The sequence below is a fragment of the Labrys sedimenti genome, assembly GCF_034424805.1.
Lineage (GTDB): Bacteria > Pseudomonadota > Alphaproteobacteria > Rhizobiales > Labraceae > Labrys > Labrys sedimenti.
This window is the reverse complement of sequence record NZ_JAXOUF010000002.1, coordinates 861,243-876,105: the sequence shown is the minus strand read 5'-3', so window position 1 is coordinate 876,105 and position 14,863 is coordinate 861,243. Positions and strand designations below refer to the sequence as shown.

General features: G+C 65.1%; 11 protein-coding genes and 1 other annotated feature. Of the genes, 9 read left to right on the top strand and 2 right to left on the bottom strand.

The window, feature by feature from the left end; translation table 11 throughout:
• The first annotated feature begins 35 nt into the window (after window positions 1–35).
• The 9 genes from U1R88_RS10485 (at window position 36) to U1R88_RS10445 (ending at window position 12,662) form a co-directional block, all read left to right on the top strand.
• Window positions 36–1,541 carry an ABC transporter ATP-binding protein gene (locus U1R88_RS10485; protein WP_322431169.1) on the top strand — a complete coding sequence of 502 codons (1,506 nt, stop codon included), beginning with the start codon at window positions 36–38 and terminating at the stop codon, window positions 1,539–1,541.
• The gene (locus U1R88_RS10480; RefSeq protein ID WP_322431168.1) at window positions 1,541–2,596 is read left to right on the top strand and encodes an ABC transporter permease; all 1,056 of its coding nucleotides are present in this window, start codon (window positions 1,541–1,543) and stop codon (window positions 2,594–2,596) included. The genes U1R88_RS10485 and U1R88_RS10480 overlap by 1 nt, the downstream gene beginning before the upstream one ends.
• Window positions 2,593–3,537: an ABC transporter permease gene (locus U1R88_RS10475; protein ID WP_322431167.1), complete on the top strand. Its 945-nt coding sequence runs from the start codon at window positions 2,593–2,595 to the stop codon at window positions 3,535–3,537. The genes U1R88_RS10480 and U1R88_RS10475 overlap by 4 nt, the downstream gene beginning before the upstream one ends.
• Before the next feature lie 72 nt (window positions 3,538–3,609).
• Entirely contained in the window at window positions 3,610–3,897 is a 288-nt protein-coding gene (locus U1R88_RS10470; RefSeq protein WP_322431166.1) for a type II toxin-antitoxin system ParD family antitoxin, read from the top strand.
• A 410-nt stretch (window positions 3,898–4,307) separates the two neighbouring features.
• Window positions 4,308–4,363 (top strand) — a sequence feature (sul1 is cis-regulatory element that is thought to sense ions involved in sulfur or methionine metabolism; They are found in Alphaproteobacteria).
• Window positions 4,364–4,432: 69 nt separating this feature from the next.
• Entirely contained in the window at window positions 4,433–5,917 is a 1,485-nt protein-coding gene (locus U1R88_RS10465) for a SulP family inorganic anion transporter (RefSeq protein ID WP_322431165.1), read from the top strand.
• Window positions 5,918–6,154: 237 nt separating this feature from the next.
• The gene (locus U1R88_RS10460) at window positions 6,155–6,967 is read left to right on the top strand and encodes an ImuA family protein (protein WP_322431164.1); all 813 of its coding nucleotides are present in this window, start codon (window positions 6,155–6,157) and stop codon (window positions 6,965–6,967) included.
• Window positions 6,882–8,600, top strand: a complete 1,719-nt coding sequence (locus tag U1R88_RS10455) for a Y-family DNA polymerase (protein ID WP_322431163.1) — start codon at window positions 6,882–6,884, stop codon at window positions 8,598–8,600. Before U1R88_RS10460 ends, U1R88_RS10455 begins: the two co-directional genes overlap by 86 nt.
• Window positions 8,601–8,635: 35 nt before the next feature.
• Window positions 8,636–11,917, top strand: coding sequence for an error-prone DNA polymerase (locus U1R88_RS10450; protein ID WP_425545410.1), 3,282 nt, complete (start codon window positions 8,636–8,638; stop codon window positions 11,915–11,917).
• 10 nt (window positions 11,918–11,927) lie between these two features.
• Window positions 11,928–12,662 carry an endonuclease III domain-containing protein gene (locus tag U1R88_RS10445; RefSeq protein WP_322431161.1) on the top strand — a complete coding sequence of 245 codons (735 nt, stop codon included), beginning with the start codon at window positions 11,928–11,930 and terminating at the stop codon, window positions 12,660–12,662.
• 206 nt (window positions 12,663–12,868) lie between these two features.
• Here the strand turns inward: U1R88_RS10445 and U1R88_RS10440 are convergent, their stop codons facing one another.
• Together U1R88_RS10440 and U1R88_RS10435 are read right to left on the bottom strand one after the other, a co-directional pair.
• Window positions 12,869–13,954 (bottom strand): dipeptidase, encoded by a 1,086-nt coding sequence (locus U1R88_RS10440; RefSeq protein WP_322431160.1) that lies wholly within the window; start codon window positions 13,952–13,954, stop codon window positions 12,869–12,871.
• A gap of 190 nt (window positions 13,955–14,144) precedes the next feature.
• Entirely contained in the window at window positions 14,145–14,828 is a 684-nt protein-coding gene (locus tag U1R88_RS10435; RefSeq protein ID WP_322431159.1) for a hypothetical protein, read from the bottom strand.
• Between the last annotated feature and the right edge of the window lie 35 nt (window positions 14,829–14,863).

Here is a 14,863-nt window from a genome sequence, read left to right as displayed (position 1 = left end):
CTGGGACCGCGCATCAACTCAACGTGATCTTCATCATGGCACCTCCCCTCGTCGAGATGCGCGGCATCTCCAAGCGCTTCGGCGCCGTCCAGGCCAATGCGGACGTCGATCTCCTGGTGCGCCCGGGCGAGATCGTCGGCCTGCTCGGCGAAAACGGGGCGGGCAAGACCACGCTGATGAACATTCTGTTCGGCGCCTATGCGGCGGACGAAGGCGAGATCCTCATCGACGGTCAGGCACGGCGCATCCAGAATTCCGCCGACGCGCTCGCAGCCGGCATCGGCATGGTGCACCAGCACTTCCATCTCGCCCCGCGCCTGAGCGTGCTCGAAAATCTGCTGGTCGGCCTGCCGGGGCGCGGCGGGCGCCTCGACCGGGCAGGCGCCCTCGCCCGCCTCGGCGAGATCGCCGCCAAGTTCAATCTCCGCCTCGATCCCGACAGGCCGGTATCTTCGCTCGCCGTCGGCGAGCAGCAGCGGCTGGAAGTGATCAAGGCCCTGTTCCGCGGCGCGCGGCTCCTCATCCTCGACGAACCCACCGCCGTCCTCGCCCCAGAGGAAGCGGAAGGACTGTTCAAGGCGCTGCGCGCCATGACGGCCGAGGGCCTCGGCATCATCTTCATCTCGCACAAGCTCACCGAGGTGCGCGCCATCACCGATCGCTGCGTGGTGCTGCGCCATGGCCGCGTCGTCGGCTCGATCGCCGAACCCGCCGGTACCTCGTCGGCCGAGATGGCGCGGCTGATGTGCGGCCAGGAAATCGTGCCGCCACAGCGTCCCGCCTCCGAGCCCGGCGCCGTGGTCCTGTCGCTCGATGATGTCTCGACCGACCGGCATGGCGGCATGCGGCTTGCCAGCGTCTCCCTTTCCGTGCGTGAGGGCGAGATCCTCGGCATTGCCGGTGTGACCGGCAATGGCCAACGGGCCCTGGCGGACGTGGTCGCCGGCATGCTCGCCCCTTCGGCCGGAACGCTGAAGATCGCCGGCACAGAGGTCATGCCCTATGGCCCGCGCCGCGTGCAGGAGATGGGGCTCGGCCGCATCCCCGAGGATCGCATGACGCAGGGCATGGTCACCGCCCTGCCGCTGGCCGACTCGATGGTGCTGCCGCGCGTCGGCACCGCCGCCTTCTCGGCGCGCGGCCTGCTTAAGCCGGGCGCTATCCAGACCTTCGCCGAGGAGCAGATCCGGGCCTTCGACATACGCTGCCCCGGGCCAATGGCGCGGGCCGGCTCGCTCTCCGGGGGCAACATGCAGAAAGCCCTGCTGGCGCGGGAACTCGCCTTCGACCCGAAGGTACTGATCGTGGCCCAGCCCACCCGCGGCCTCGATGTCGGCGCCGCCCGCTTCGTGCATGAGCGCTTCCTCGACCTGCGCGCCCGCCGCCGTGGCCTGATCGTGATCAGCGAGGACCTGGAAGAATTGCTCACCCTCTCCGACCGCATCGCCGTGCTCTATGAGGGGCGCGTTGCCGGCATCCTGCCGGCCGGCGAAGCCACGATCGAGAAACTCGGCCTGTTGATGACCGGAGCCAAGCACTGATGTTGAGGCTGGAACCCCGCCAATCCACGCCGGTCTGGCTGAATCTCACCTTGCCCGTGCTGGCCGTGGTGGTCACACTCGTCCTGTGCAGCGGCCTGATCGTGCTCGCAGGCGCCAATGTGTTCGAGGCCTATGGCCTGATGCTGAAGGGCGCTTTCGGTGATTTCTATGCCTTCACCGAGACGCTGGTGAAGGCCGCGCCGATGATCTTCACCGGCCTCGCCGTCGCGGTCGCCTTCCGCGCCAAGTTCTGGAATATCGGTGCCGAGGGCCAGCTGATGGCCGGCGCGGTGGCTAGCTGCTTCGTCGGCGCCTTTCCGATGCCCGGGCCGCTCGCCTATGTCGCCATGGCGTTGACAGGGGCGCTGGCTGGCGGCATCGCCGCGCTGATCCCGGCCCTCCTCAGGGTGAAGCTCAAGGTCGACGACGTCGTCTCCTCGCTTCTCCTCAATTCGGTGATCCTGCTCGGCGTGCTCGCTTTGATCGAGGGGCCCTGGAAGGATTCGCTCTCGGGCTATCCGATCTCGCCGCCAATCGAGGACAGCGCCAATTTCCCGGTTTTCTTCGAGGGCACGCGATTGCATCTGGGCGTGCTGGCTGCCCTCCTGGCAGCACCGGCCGTCTGGTTCCTGATCACACGCACCACGCTGGGTTTCGCCATCCGCGTCACCGGCGAGAATGCCGAGGCGGCCGCTTATGGCGGCATCAAGGTCAATGCCATCCTAGTCGCCACCGCCTTGCTGTCCGGCGGGCTGGCAGGCCTTGCCGGCGTCGGCGAGGTCGGCGGCGTGCATTTCCAGGTGATGGGGGATCTGTCGCCGGGCTATGGCTATAGCGGCATCGTGATCGCCATGCTGGCACGGCTCAACCCGCTCGGCGTGGTGCCGGCTGCCCTGTTCTTCGCCGCGGCGATGACCGGCGCGGAAGCGATGTCGCGCGCCACCGGCGTGCCGGTTTTCCTGGCCGACGTCATCCAGGGCACCTCGCTGCTCACCATGCTGGTCGCGCTCCTGTTCACCTCGTATCGCCTGCGCTATCAGAGGGCTGCGGCATGAACCTGGTCCTCGAACAGATCTTCCAGGTCGGCTTCTTTGCGGCAACCTTGCGTATCGCCACCCCTCTGATCTTCGCCACGCTCGGCGAACTGATCTCCGAACGCGCGGGCGTGCTCAATCTCGGCATCGAGGGCATCATGCTGCTCTCGGCCATGACCGGCTTCACCGCCGCCTACTTTACCGGCAGCCCCTGGCTCGGCGTTGCAGCCGCCATCGCGACCGGAGCCCTGCTCGGGGCGCTGCATGCCGTGCTGACGGTGGCGCTCGGCCTCAGCCAGCATGTCTCCGGCATCGGCATCACCCTGTTCGCCTCCGGCCTTGCCTATTTCTTCTATCGCCTGGTGTTCGGCCAGCAGGCCTCGCCGCCGACCATCGCCGCCTTCCAGCCGGTGCCAATCCCCGGTCTCGCCGAGATACCGATCCTGGGGCCGATCCTGTTCCAGCAATACGCCCTGGTCTATCTCGCGCTGATCGGGGTCGCCCTGACCGCCTTCCTGATCTATCGCACGCCCTGGGGCCTCGGCCTGCGCATGGTCGGCGAAAATCCGCGCGCCGCCGACTCAGCCGGCATCAGCGTCACCGCCCGCCGCTTCGAGGCCGTCATCCTGGGCGGCGCCCTGATGGGCCTTGGCGGTGCCTTCCTCACCATGGCCCAGTTCAACGCCTTCACCTTCGGCGTGATCTCGGGACGCGGCTGGATCTGCATCGCTTTGGTGGTATTCGGGCGCTGGGATCCCCTGCGCGCCACCGGCGCCGCCCTGCTTTTTGCCTGCGTCGACGCGCTGCAGCTGCGCCTGCAGGCGGTGGGCCTGGGACACATCCCCTATCAGATCTTCCTGATGCTGCCCTTCCTGCTCACCATCGTGGCCATGGCGATGATGTCGCGCAACGCGGTGGCACCGGCGGCCCTGCTCAAGCCCTTCCGCAAGGAGGAGCGCTGAGAACAGCAAGGATTTATCGGAAGGCTCGTAGCGGTAGTAAACTTTCCTACCTTACAAGGAAGGAGATGCACGATGGCCAATGTCGAAAAAGTGAGTGTTTCTTTGACGCCTGAATATGCCGCCATGATGCGCCAGGTGGTCAAGGCAGGCGAATATGCCTCCGCCAGCGAGGTCGTGCGTGAGGCACTGCGCGATTGGAAGTTCCGTCGAACTCAGCGCGAGCAAGCCACCGAGGAGCTGCGCCGTATTTGGGATGTCGGTATTGCAAGCGGCCCAGCAACGGATGGCGACCAGGTATTTGCCCGCATGCGAGAGCGCATCGGCATAAAATTCGAAGACCTCGATCATTCCCCAGTGTGAGCGGCTTTTCCCAACAGCGGAATGCAAGCTATGAACGATGACGAGAAAGAGATCGTCTCCGGGAATTGGACGGGCAGAGGCCTGCCCGCTTCAGATGCGGCTAACGCAACTAAGCGGCCACTTTATTGGGGAGGGGGTATTGGCGCTTTAGTTGGAGTGACTTCCGCACAAGGGCATTGGCTATTGGCGGCGGGGATGATCGGGGTGGTGTTCGCTATCTGGATGCTGGGGAAGCTCAAACGGCGTCCTTCTGACAAGCCCTAGCAGCCATCTTTCGCGACAGTTGTTTTTCGCGAATAGTTTCTGTGTGAGCAAGCTTATGTTTTGCTGCTATTCGCAACAAAATTGCGGCCAGTGCTACCTTTCGCCTTGCCTCGGCCTGCGCCTTGCCGCTAGAAGATGGCCATTCAGAAGGACCCGGTGAAATTCCGGGTGGCTCTTCCGGCCGCCGATCCGCCGGATAACGCAAATGTCGTGACAGCATCATCCAACCCGCTTCATCGGGTATGGACGCATGTCCCTTGCGAATTTTCTCATGAACAGATTGTCTGCCTATTCCCGGGAATGGTTTTCCAATCCGCGCGGCGACGTGCTTTCCGGCATCGTCGTCGCCCTCGCCCTGATCCCTGAGGCCATCGGCTTTTCGGTGATCGCGGGGGTCGACCCCAAGGTCGGCCTCTACGCCTCCGTGGTGATTGCCTGCGTGATCGCCTTCACCGGCGGGCGCCCGGCCATGATCTCGGCGGCAACCGCCTCCACCGCCGTGCTGATGACCGGCCTCGTGCGCGACCACGGCGTGCAATATCTCTTCGCGGCCACCATCCTGATGGGCGTCTTCCAGATCATCGCCGGCTTTCTCAAGCTCGGCCGGCTGATGCGCTTCGTCTCCCAGTCGGTGATGACGGGCTTCGTCAACGCCCTGGCGATCCTGATCTTCCTGGCCCAGCTGCCCGAGCTCGTGCATGTGCCGGTGGCGACCTATGGCCTGATCGCCCTCGGCCTCGCCATCATCTATCTGTTTCCCTATCTGACCAAGGCCATTCCGGCGCCCTTGGTCGCGATCGCCGTGCTCACCGCCATCGCCTGGGGGTTCGGGCTTGATGTGCGCACGGTGGCCCATCTGGGCGAGCTTCCCTCCGCCTTGCCGAGCTTCGGCCTGCCTGAAGTGCCGCTGACGCTGGAGACGCTGCGGATCCTGACACCGATGGCGCTCACCCTGGCGGCGGTGGGCCTGCTCGAATCCCTGCTTACCGCGCAGATCGTCGACGACATGACGGATACGCCGAGCAACAAGAACCGCGAATGCGCCGGCCAGGGCATCGCCAACATGGCCTCGGCCCTGTTCGGCGGCATGGGCGGCTGCGCCATGATCGGCCAGTCGGTGATCAACGTCTCCTCCGGCGCCCGCGGTCGCCTGTCTTCGCTGGTGGCCGGCGGCTTCCTGCTGATCCTGCTGGTGGCACTGCAGGACCTGCTCGCCGTCGTGCCGGTCGCCGCCCTGACGGCGGTGATGATCATGGTCTCGATCAATACCTTCTCCTGGCGCTCGCTCCTGCAATTGCGCAGCAACCCCATGCCCTCCTCCGTGGTGATGCTGGCAACCGTCGGCACCGTGGTGGCGACGGCGGACCTCGCCAAAGGCGTGCTGGTGGGCGTGCTCCTGTCGGGCGTGTTCTTCGCCGGCAAGGTCTCACGCCTCAGCCGCGTGCGCTCGACCCTCTCGCCCGACGGCAAGGAACGCGTCTATCGGGTCGAAGGGCAGATCTTCTTCGCCTCGGCGGGCACCTTCAGCGATGCCGTCGACGTGCAGGAACCCGTCGAGCGGATCGTCATCGACGTCGGCGCGGCGCATTTCTGGGACATCTCGGCGGTCGGCGCACTCGACCGCATCGTTCTCAAGGCGCGCCGCCACGGCCGCGAGGTCGAGATCGTCGGCCTCAACGAGGCCAGCGCCACCCTGGTGGAGCGCTTCGCCGTGCACGACAAGGAAAGCCAGGCCCGCTCCCTGCCCTCGCATTGAGGCGCGCTTCGCAAGGCCTTCAAAATCAATGGACTCTGCCATCTCGTGACGGAAGAGTCCCTTTACCATGCCGGGCTCTTTCCCGGTCCAATGGAGCGCGATCAAAGACTCTGCTTGAAATGTTCTTGTTTTGTTCTAGTCTGAGCGAAACGGATCATAGCCATGACGATACGCGTTCCTCCTCCCCTCATTCCAAAGCATTTTCCAGAAAAGCCGACAGCCTTTTCGGCTGAGAAAATGTGTCAGAACAGGGGGCTGGAGAGAAATCGCGATCCCGCGGAATCGCGATGTTCTCTCCCCGGCCAACGGGCCGAGAAGCTGGCGGAATTACGTGCTCTGCTGCCCCGGCTCGATCATGTGCATGCCGATGCCGGCGTGCTGCCTTTCGGCATCGGGGAGATCGACGCACGCCTGCCGGGCGGCGGCCTCGCCTTGGACGGCCTGCATGAAATCGCGCCGCAAACCATTTTCGACAATGGCAGCGCGCTGGGTTTCCTCGCCTCCCGCCTGTGCCTGCGACAGGCCAAGGGGACGATCTGGCTGGTGACCTCGCCGCGCGGCATGGCCGGCCTGGGACGGTTTTACGGCCATGGCTTCAACGCCCTCGGCCTCGATCCCACCGGACTGGTCGTGGTCACGGCCGGCGACGAGACCGAGGCTGCCTGGGCCATGGAGGAGATCCTGCGCTCCGGCGCCGCTGCGGCGGTGGCAGCCGTGACAGGCGGCGGCATGGACGCCGCCTCCAGCCGCCGCCTCCAGCTCGCGGCAGCTTCCGCCCCCTGCCCCCTCTTCCTTCTGCGTCCGCCCCTCGCAGCGCCTTCCCTGGCCGCGATCACCCGCTGGCGCATCGGCGCGGCCGCAGGTCCGCGCGATCGTTTCGGCCTTCTCACCGCTTGGCGCTGGCATGTTCGGCTCGAACGCAGCCGCAACGGGCAAAGCGGATCCTGGCTCATGGAGTATGACCATGCCTCGCATCGTCTCGATCTATCTGCCACGCTGGCCGATCCAGCGCTTTCTCGTCGCCCAGAGCAACACGCCAAGGTCGCCTGATACGATCGACGGCCATTATCCCTTCGTCCTGACGGTCGATGCCGCCGGCGGCCCGCGCATTTCAGCCGCCAGCAAGCCGGCCGAGACCGAAGGCCTGGCGGCGGGCGGGCTGGTCGCCGATGCGAGAGCCAAGGTACCGGGGCTGCAGACGCGGCCGGCCATGCCGGAGGCCGATGGCAGGGCCCTGCACCGGCTCGGCCTGTGGGCCATGCGCTATACGCCCTCCGTGGCCCTCTATCGCGAGGCCGACGGGGCCGACGGCCTGTTCCTCGACATCACCGGCGCCAGCCATCTGGCGGGCGGCGAACAGGCACTCCTCGCCGACATCGTCAAGCGCCTGCGCCACCTTCGCCTCGGCGCGCGCGTGGCGCTGGCCGACACGCCGGGCGCCGCCTGGGCTCTCTCCCGCTTCCATGCCCAGAATGGCACCCTTCTGGCCGAGGGCAGCGATCCCGGCCCGGCTCTTGCCGATCTGCCCCTGGCCGCCCTTCGCCTCGGCGACATAACAGTCCAGACCCTGCGCCGTCTCGGCTTCACCCGCATCGGCGATCTCATCGGCAAGCCGCGCGCGCCCTTCGCCGCGCGTTTCGATGCGATCCTGCTCAAGCGCTTCGACCAGGCCATGGGGCGGCGCGAGGAAGCTCTTGCCCTGATCGAGCCGCCGCCGCTCTATCATCGCAGCCGCCAGCTCCTCGAGCCGGTGGTGAGCCAGGCAGCCGTGGTGCATGTCGTCACCCGCCTGATGCAGGACCTGGTTCCCGCCCTCGTCACCGGCGGCGTGGCGGCACGCGCCTTGCAGCTACGCCTGTTCCGGGTCGATGGGGAGGTGCGCACCATCCATATCGGTCTCGCCGCCGCCACCCGCGATCCAGCCCATGTCGCCAGGCTGGTCGAGCTCGATCTGGAACGGCTGGGCGAGACCATCGATGCCGGCTTCGGCTTCGAGACCATCAGCCTGACCGCGACCGTCACCGAGAAATTCGGCCAGCGTCAGAACCGCCTGTCCCTCAAGGAAGGACGCCGGGATGTACCGCCGGCCGATGCCGCCGAACGCCGGGCCGAGTTGATCGACGCCCTTCGCCAGCGCCTTGGCCCCGGCAGCGTGCGGCGGCTTCACCCCGTCGCCCGGCACGATCCGGCCTTTGCCGAGGAGGCGCGCGATGCCGCCGATCCCGAACCGGCTTGGTCGACAGCCGATGGCTCGCATCAGCGACCGCCCTTGTTCCTGGATCAGCCCGAGCCCTTGCAGATCCTCGCCACGCGTCCGGACGGCCTGCCCGATCATGTCCGCTGGCGCGGCTCTTCCCACCACATCACCGCATTGCAGGGACCGGAGCGCATCGCCGGCCCCTGGTGGGAGGCGGCGGCCCCGACCTTGCCCGACAAACCGGGCAAGGAGGAATATGGCTGGGGCAAGCTGGGGGAGGAAGCGCCTTCCCTCCCCGACAGCGAGAGCCCTAGGAGTCAGAAACGCAACCGTTTCGAGGACACCGAAGCCACGCGTGAGCGCAGCGTCCTGCTGCCCGCGCCGACCTACCAGGACTATTACGTCGCCGAGACGCAGACCGGCCAGCGCTTCTGGCTCTGCCATGACGGCCGGCAGAGCTGGTCTCTGCGAGGGCTGCTGGCATGAGATATGAGAGGGAAGCCGGCAGCGGCTATGCCGCCATGTCCGGCAGGGTGAAGGACCAAGCGCTCCCTGCGGGTTTGCCGGCGCCTGTCCCGCCGGCCTATGCGGAGCTCGCCGTCACCACCAATTTCTCCTTCCTGCGCGGCGCCTCCTTCCCGCAGGACATGGTGAGGCAGGCCCAGAGGCTCGGCCTGGCCGGCATCGGCATCGCCGACCGCAACTCCTTCGCCGGCGTGGTCCGGGCCCTGCGCGAGGCCAGGAAACATCCGTCCCTGCGCTATTTGCCCGGCGTGCGCCTCGTCACCATGGATGGCTTCGAGGTCATCGCCTATCCCACCGACCGCGAGGCCTATGGCCGGCTCTGCCGCCTGCTCAGCGACAACAACAAGCGCATGGTGCGCGCGAAAGGCGAATGCCAGTTCGGCTTCGAAGCCATTCTCGCCGCCTGCGAGGGGCAGAGACTGATCGTGCTGCCGCCCGACACGCCCGATCCCCTCTTCGTCGAACGGGCAAGCCGGCTCGCCGAGGCAGCGCCGGGCTCCGTCTATCTCGCCGGTTGCCACCGCCTCAGAGGAGACGAGGCCCGCCGCCTCGGCCTGATCGCCGAGCTGGGCGAGAGGATCGGCGCGCCGATGGTCGCCGTCAACGACGTGCTCTACCACGCGCCGGCCCAGCGGCCGCTTGCCGACATCCTCACCTGCATCCGCGAAAAATGCACCTTGGCCGAGGCCGGCTTGCGGCTCGAAATCAACGAGGAACGCCATATCAAGTCGCCCCCCGAGATGGCCGTTCTCTTCGCGGATCATCCCGATGCCCTGGCACGCACGCTCGAAATCGTCGAGGCCTGCACGTTCAATCTACGGGACCTGCAATACGAATATCCGGACGAGCCCATTCCCCTGGGCAAGACCGCCCAGCAGCATCTGGAAGACCTGGCCTGGGCCGGTGCCAGACGACGCTTTGCCCGCGGGGTGCCGGAGAAAGTCGTCAATGCAATCCGCGCAGAGCTTGCCTTGATCGCCAAGCTGAAATTCGCCCCCTACTTCCTCACCGTGCACGATGTCGTCGATCATGCCCGCAATGTCCTCGATATCCTCTGCCAGGGGCGCGGTTCGGCGGCAAACAGCGCCGTGTGCTATTGCCTGGGCATCACCGAGGTCAATCCGACCGAAACGGAGCTTTTGTTCTCCCGTTTCATCTCCGAAAAACGGGGCGAGCCGCCGGACATCGACGTCGATTTCGAGCATGAGCGGCGCGAAGAGGTCATCCAATATGTCTATCGACGTTATGGCCGCCATCGCGCCGCGATCTGCTCGACCGTGATCCATTACCGCTCCCGGCGGGCGGTGGGTGAAGTCGGCAAGGTGCTGGGGCTGACGCCGGACGTGACGGCGGCGCTGTCGAAGACGGTCTGGGGCATGGGCATGCAGACCTGGACGCCCAGCCGCGTGCGCCAAGCCGGCCTCGATCCCGACAATCCGGTGATCCGCCAGGCGCTCCATTTCACCGCCGCCCTCACCGGCTTTCCCCGCCATCTGTCACAGCATGTCGGCGGTTTCGTGCTCACCCGCGAGAGGCTCGACGACACCGTGCCCGTCTGTCATGCCACCATGGAAGACCGCACCTTCGTCGAGTGGGACAAGGACGACATCGACGAATTGGGGATGATGAAGGTCGATGTACTGGCGCTTGGCATGCTGAGCTGCATCCGGCGCGGGCTCGACCTGCTCGAACGCCATTACGACCGCAATCTCGGCGCGATCGCGGCCCTGCCCCGCAACGACGGGGCCACCTATGACATGCTCTGCAAGGCCGATTCCGTCGGCGTCTTCCAGGTCGAGAGCCGGGCGCAAATGTCGATGCTGCCGCGGCTGAGGCCCCGGAAATTCTACGACCTCGTCGTCGAGGTGGCGATCGTCCGCCCCGGCCCGATCCAGGGTGGCATGGTTCACCCCTATCTGCGTCGACGCGACAATCTCGAAAAGCCTGATCTTCCGATGCGGCGCGGCGGTGACAAGAATGAGCTTGCCGAAGTCCTCGGCCGCACGCTTGGCGTTCCCCTCTTCCAGGAACAGGCGATGGAGATCGCCATCAAGGCCGCCGGCTTCACGCCGGACGAGGCCGATGGTTTGAGGCGGGCCATGGCGACCTTCCGACACACCGGCACAATCGGCAACTACAAGGAAATGTTCATCGACGGCATGGTGCGCCGCGGCTATGAACAGGCCTTCGCCGAGCGCTGCTTCAGCCAGATCGAGGGCTTCGGCGAATATGGCTTTCCCGAGAGCCATGCCGCCAGCTTTGCCGTGCTGGTCTATGTCTCCGCCTATATCAAGTGCCACTATCCCGACGTCTTCTGCGCCGCCATCCTCAACAGCCAGCCCATGGGCTTCTACCAGCCGGCGCAGCTGGTGCGGGACGCCGAGAAGCATGGCGTCGAGATCCGGCCCGTCGACGTCAATTACAGCGAATGGGACTGCACGCTGGAACCGGCCAGCGATCCCACCAGGCACCGTTTCGCCGTGCGTCTGGGCATGCGGCTGGTCTCAGGGCTGAACAAGGACGAGATCACGGTAATGGCCGGCCGGCGCGGCAACGGCTTTTCCAGCCTGGAGCGCTTCGGCACGGCGAGCGGCCTGCCGCTGGCGGCGATGCAGAAACTGGCCGAGGCCGATGCCTTCCGCTCACTCGGCCTGGACAGGCGCGAGGCTCTCTGGGCGGTGCGTCGTTTCGAGACCATCGGCATCGGCGCCACCAGGACGAGCCGGGACATGCCGCTGCTGGCCGCCGATTTCGACGATGCCCTGTTCCCCGAGCCCGCCGTCGCCCTGCCCGTGATGTCGCAGAGCGAGCACGTGCTGGAGGACTATCAGTCGACGGGCCTGTCGCTCAAGGCCCATCCCTGCTCCTTCTTGCGCCCGCAATTGCAGCATCTCGGCGCCATCACCAACGAGGCGCATCGCGAGGGTAAGTTCAAGCAGGACAGCCTCGTCACCGTCGCCGGTCTGGTGGTAACGCGCCAGCGCCCCGGCACGGCCAGCGGCGTCGTCTTCATGACCATCGAGGACGAGACCGGCATCGCCAACATCATCGTGTGGTCGCGGACCTTCGAGAGGAATCGCCGCGCGGTAATGAATGCCCGTTTCGTCGCCATACGCGGGCGGCTGCAGCGGGCCAGCGATGTCGTGCATGTCATCGCCGAGGAGGTACTCGACCTCTCCGCCGAACTCGGCCGCTTGCGCGACATGGCGGATGGCGCTTCACCGCCGCCGCCGGCCCAGCTCGAACTGAGCCTGTTCAAGAGCCGGGATTTCCATTGAGGAATTGGGTATGCCTGCCATCAGGGAGCAGATCCAGCTCGGGCTCGATTTCGGCCGGGAGGAGCCTATCGTCGTGCTGCGCCAACGCCTGCTGGCGGCCTATGGCCCGCGGCGCGATGCTCGGCGCCACACGCCGCCCGAGCAATTCGTCAAGGCGCTGATCAGCTCGGAAACCTATGATTCCGCTTCCGAAAAAGCCTTCCAAGCCCTGTGCGAGCATTTCCGTCCTCTCGACAGGCTGGGGCAGAGCGATCCCCGCGAGGTGCTTCAGCAACTGGCCAACGTTACGCATCCCGAGAAGAAAGCCAGCCAGTTGGTTGCTTCGGTCGGTCAAATCGTCGCGCAGCGGGGACGATTCGATCTCTCCCATCTCGTCGCGCTTTCGGTCGAAGCTGGCATGGAGTTGCTCCAGCGCTACGATGGCATCGGCCCCAAATGCGCGGCGGCAGTCCTCAATTTCTCGACGCTCCGGCGGCGTGTCTTCGTGGTTGATCGGCACATCAGGCGTTTCGGCGAGCGCTTCGGCTTGCTGCCCGACAATGCCAGCTTCACCAAGGCCCATCAGATCATGCTGCGCCTGATGCCGGCGAGCTGGGATGCCGACGATCTCTATGAGCTGCACTGGCTGATCAAACGCTTCGGCCAGGAGGTCTGCACCAGCCAAAGACCGCTTTGTCCACGGTGCGAGATAGCGGCTCTATGCCGGCATGGATCCACGTCAATGCCGCGGGTTCCGATGCGTTAGGGCATCGTCGCGCATAGCGTGGGAATCCTTCCCCGACTTCGGGGAAGGTGTCATTTCGTAGAAATGACGGAAGGGGGAGAGTGACGCGACAATACCAATTTGGACCTGAAAAGCGCCACTCGACCCCATCCGACCTCACTGCGTTCGGCCACCTTCCCCGAAGTCGGGGAAGGATTCTTGCGCTTTCTCTTGGTCTCGGCTCGATCTCAAGCCGCCCCCTGCGTCCGCTCCAGCAGGGACAGCCAGTTCTCATGGCCGATCTTGTGCAGCAGGGCCGACGAATATCCCGCGCCGCGCATTCTCTCGATCAGGCGCGGCAGGCCGGCGACGCTGCCGATGGCGGCGGGGATCACCGCGCCGTCGAAGTCCGATCCGAAGGCAACGCCGTCCTCGCCCAGGCGTTCGACCAGGTAATCGAGATGGCGCACCATGACGTCGAGATCGGTATCCCCACGCATGGCGCCGTCCGGCCGCAGGAAGCAGGTTGCGAAATTGAGGCCGACGACACCGCGGCTCTCCCTGATGGCATCGAGCTGCCTGTCGGTGAGATTGCGCGTGGATTGGCACAGGGCATGGACGTTGGAATGGGTGGCGACGAGCGGCGCCGTGCTCAACCCGGCAACGTCCCAGAAGCCCTTCTCATTGAGATGCGAGAGGTCGATCATGATGCCGCGCTGGTTGCACTGCCTCACCAATTCGCGCCCGATCTCGGTCAGGCCGGGACCGGTATCGGGCGAGGCCGGAAAGCGGAAGGGCACGCCATGGGCGAAGATGTTGGGGCGGCTCCACACCGGCCCGATCGAGCGCAGGCCGGCGGCGAAAAGTACGTCGAGGCTGGCGAAATCGGCATCGATCGCTTCCGCCCCCTCGATATGCAGGACGGCCGCGATCTTGCCGGCCGCCATGGCGGCGCGGATCTCGGCGGCGCTGCGGCAGATGGCGACATCGTCGGGAAAGGCCCGCTCCAGCCGCAACATGATCGACAGCATGCCGACGGTCGAGGCCTGCGCCTTCTCCCAAGGCAGCAAGGGCGGCAGCGGCAGATCATAGCCCGCCCCCCTCATCTCCTCGTCCATATTGGTCGTCGAGGCCTGGGGCGGTGGGAACATGGCGAAGAAACCGCCGGCAAAACCGCCGGCACGCGCCCGGGGCAGATCGATATGGCCCGAACCGTCCCCCTCGCCAAAGGCAATCTCGGCCTGTTTCGCCTTGCCGGAGGCCAGATGCAGCAGCGTGTCATTATGGCCATCGAAGACAGGAACGATGGCTGACGGTTCGGCGGTCGAAATCACGGGGGATGTCCTTCCAGGCAAGCGGCGACCGGAAAACTTCGACCGAGTCGCCGCGCCGGATCAGACTGTCACTTCAAACGCTCCTCAGCAAGGCATGACGTTTTGTAACCGGGCACATCGTTCCAAGCCGCAAAGAGACGTAGAACCAAAGAATTGGAATAAAGTGCGCTTTCACCAAAACGGATTTGCTCTAGGGATAGAGCTTACGCGCCATCTCCGGCATGCGCAGATAAAACGGCTGTGAAGGCACGTTGGCGGGAGCCGTTTCATTCATGCTCTGCTTGCCGATGCCATCGATCTCGGCCGATGGGCGGATCGGCGGCAGGGGAACATTCCGGTTCTCCGCCTGACCGATCATGCCGTGGAATCCGGCAATCTCGTCAGGGTCCAGCAGCAGCTTGCCGGCACCGACCTGCCCCATCGCAGTGCCAGTGATCGGGGGCGGCTTTTTCAAACCCATGACCGCGAACATGGTTGCGATACAGGAGTTGCTGTTGGTCGGAGCAGAAAAGCCTGAGTCGACCAGCGGCAATTGATAGGGAATCTTCTTCTCGTCGATTGCCTTGGAAGCGACCGTCATGGCTCGCACAACGCTCTCCACGGCCGTTTGTGAACCGACATAGACCGTCGTGGCATTTTCCGGCTTCTCCAGGGCATTTCCCGACTTGAATCGCGAATCCAACACCTGACTCTTGATGATATCGCCGAATTTTGCAGATCCTATAGGCTTCATTTTCTTGCCGCTCGAATCTGCGGACAACCCCTCGAATGAGTGCTGAAGCTTTCCCTTATCGTCATAAATCTCTATGACGCCATGCACGCCGACACCAAGCGGCCTCTCGTTATAAGCAATACGCCAATCTGGAACTTTCATTTCCTAATTAAATTACAATATCTTCCTATAATCAA

Excerpts from the sequence above, each read along its gene's own strand:
- U1R88_RS10485 (WP_322431169.1), top strand. The coding sequence starts at position 36 with ATGGCACCTCCCCTCGTCGAGATGCGCGGCATCTCCAAGCGCTTCGGC.
- U1R88_RS10480 (WP_322431168.1), top strand. The coding sequence starts at position 1,541 with ATGTTGAGGCTGGAACCCCGCCAATCCACGCCGGTCTGGCTGAATCTC.
- U1R88_RS10475 (WP_322431167.1), top strand. The coding sequence starts at position 2,593 with ATGAACCTGGTCCTCGAACAGATCTTCCAGGTCGGCTTCTTTGCGGCA.
- U1R88_RS10470 (WP_322431166.1), top strand. The coding sequence starts at position 3,610 with ATGGCCAATGTCGAAAAAGTGAGTGTTTCTTTGACGCCTGAATATGCC.
- U1R88_RS10465 (WP_322431165.1), top strand. The coding sequence starts at position 4,433 with ATGAACAGATTGTCTGCCTATTCCCGGGAATGGTTTTCCAATCCGCGC.
- U1R88_RS10460 (WP_322431164.1), top strand. The coding sequence starts at position 6,155 with ATGTGTCAGAACAGGGGGCTGGAGAGAAATCGCGATCCCGCGGAATCG.
- U1R88_RS10455 (WP_322431163.1), top strand. The coding sequence starts at position 6,882 with ATGCCTCGCATCGTCTCGATCTATCTGCCACGCTGGCCGATCCAGCGC.
- U1R88_RS10450 (WP_425545410.1), top strand. The coding sequence starts at position 8,636 with ATGTCCGGCAGGGTGAAGGACCAAGCGCTCCCTGCGGGTTTGCCGGCG.
- U1R88_RS10445 (WP_322431161.1), top strand. The coding sequence starts at position 11,928 with ATGCCTGCCATCAGGGAGCAGATCCAGCTCGGGCTCGATTTCGGCCGG.
- U1R88_RS10435 (WP_322431159.1), bottom strand. The coding sequence starts at position 14,828 with ATGAAAGTTCCAGATTGGCGTATTGCTTATAACGAGAGGCCGCTTGGT.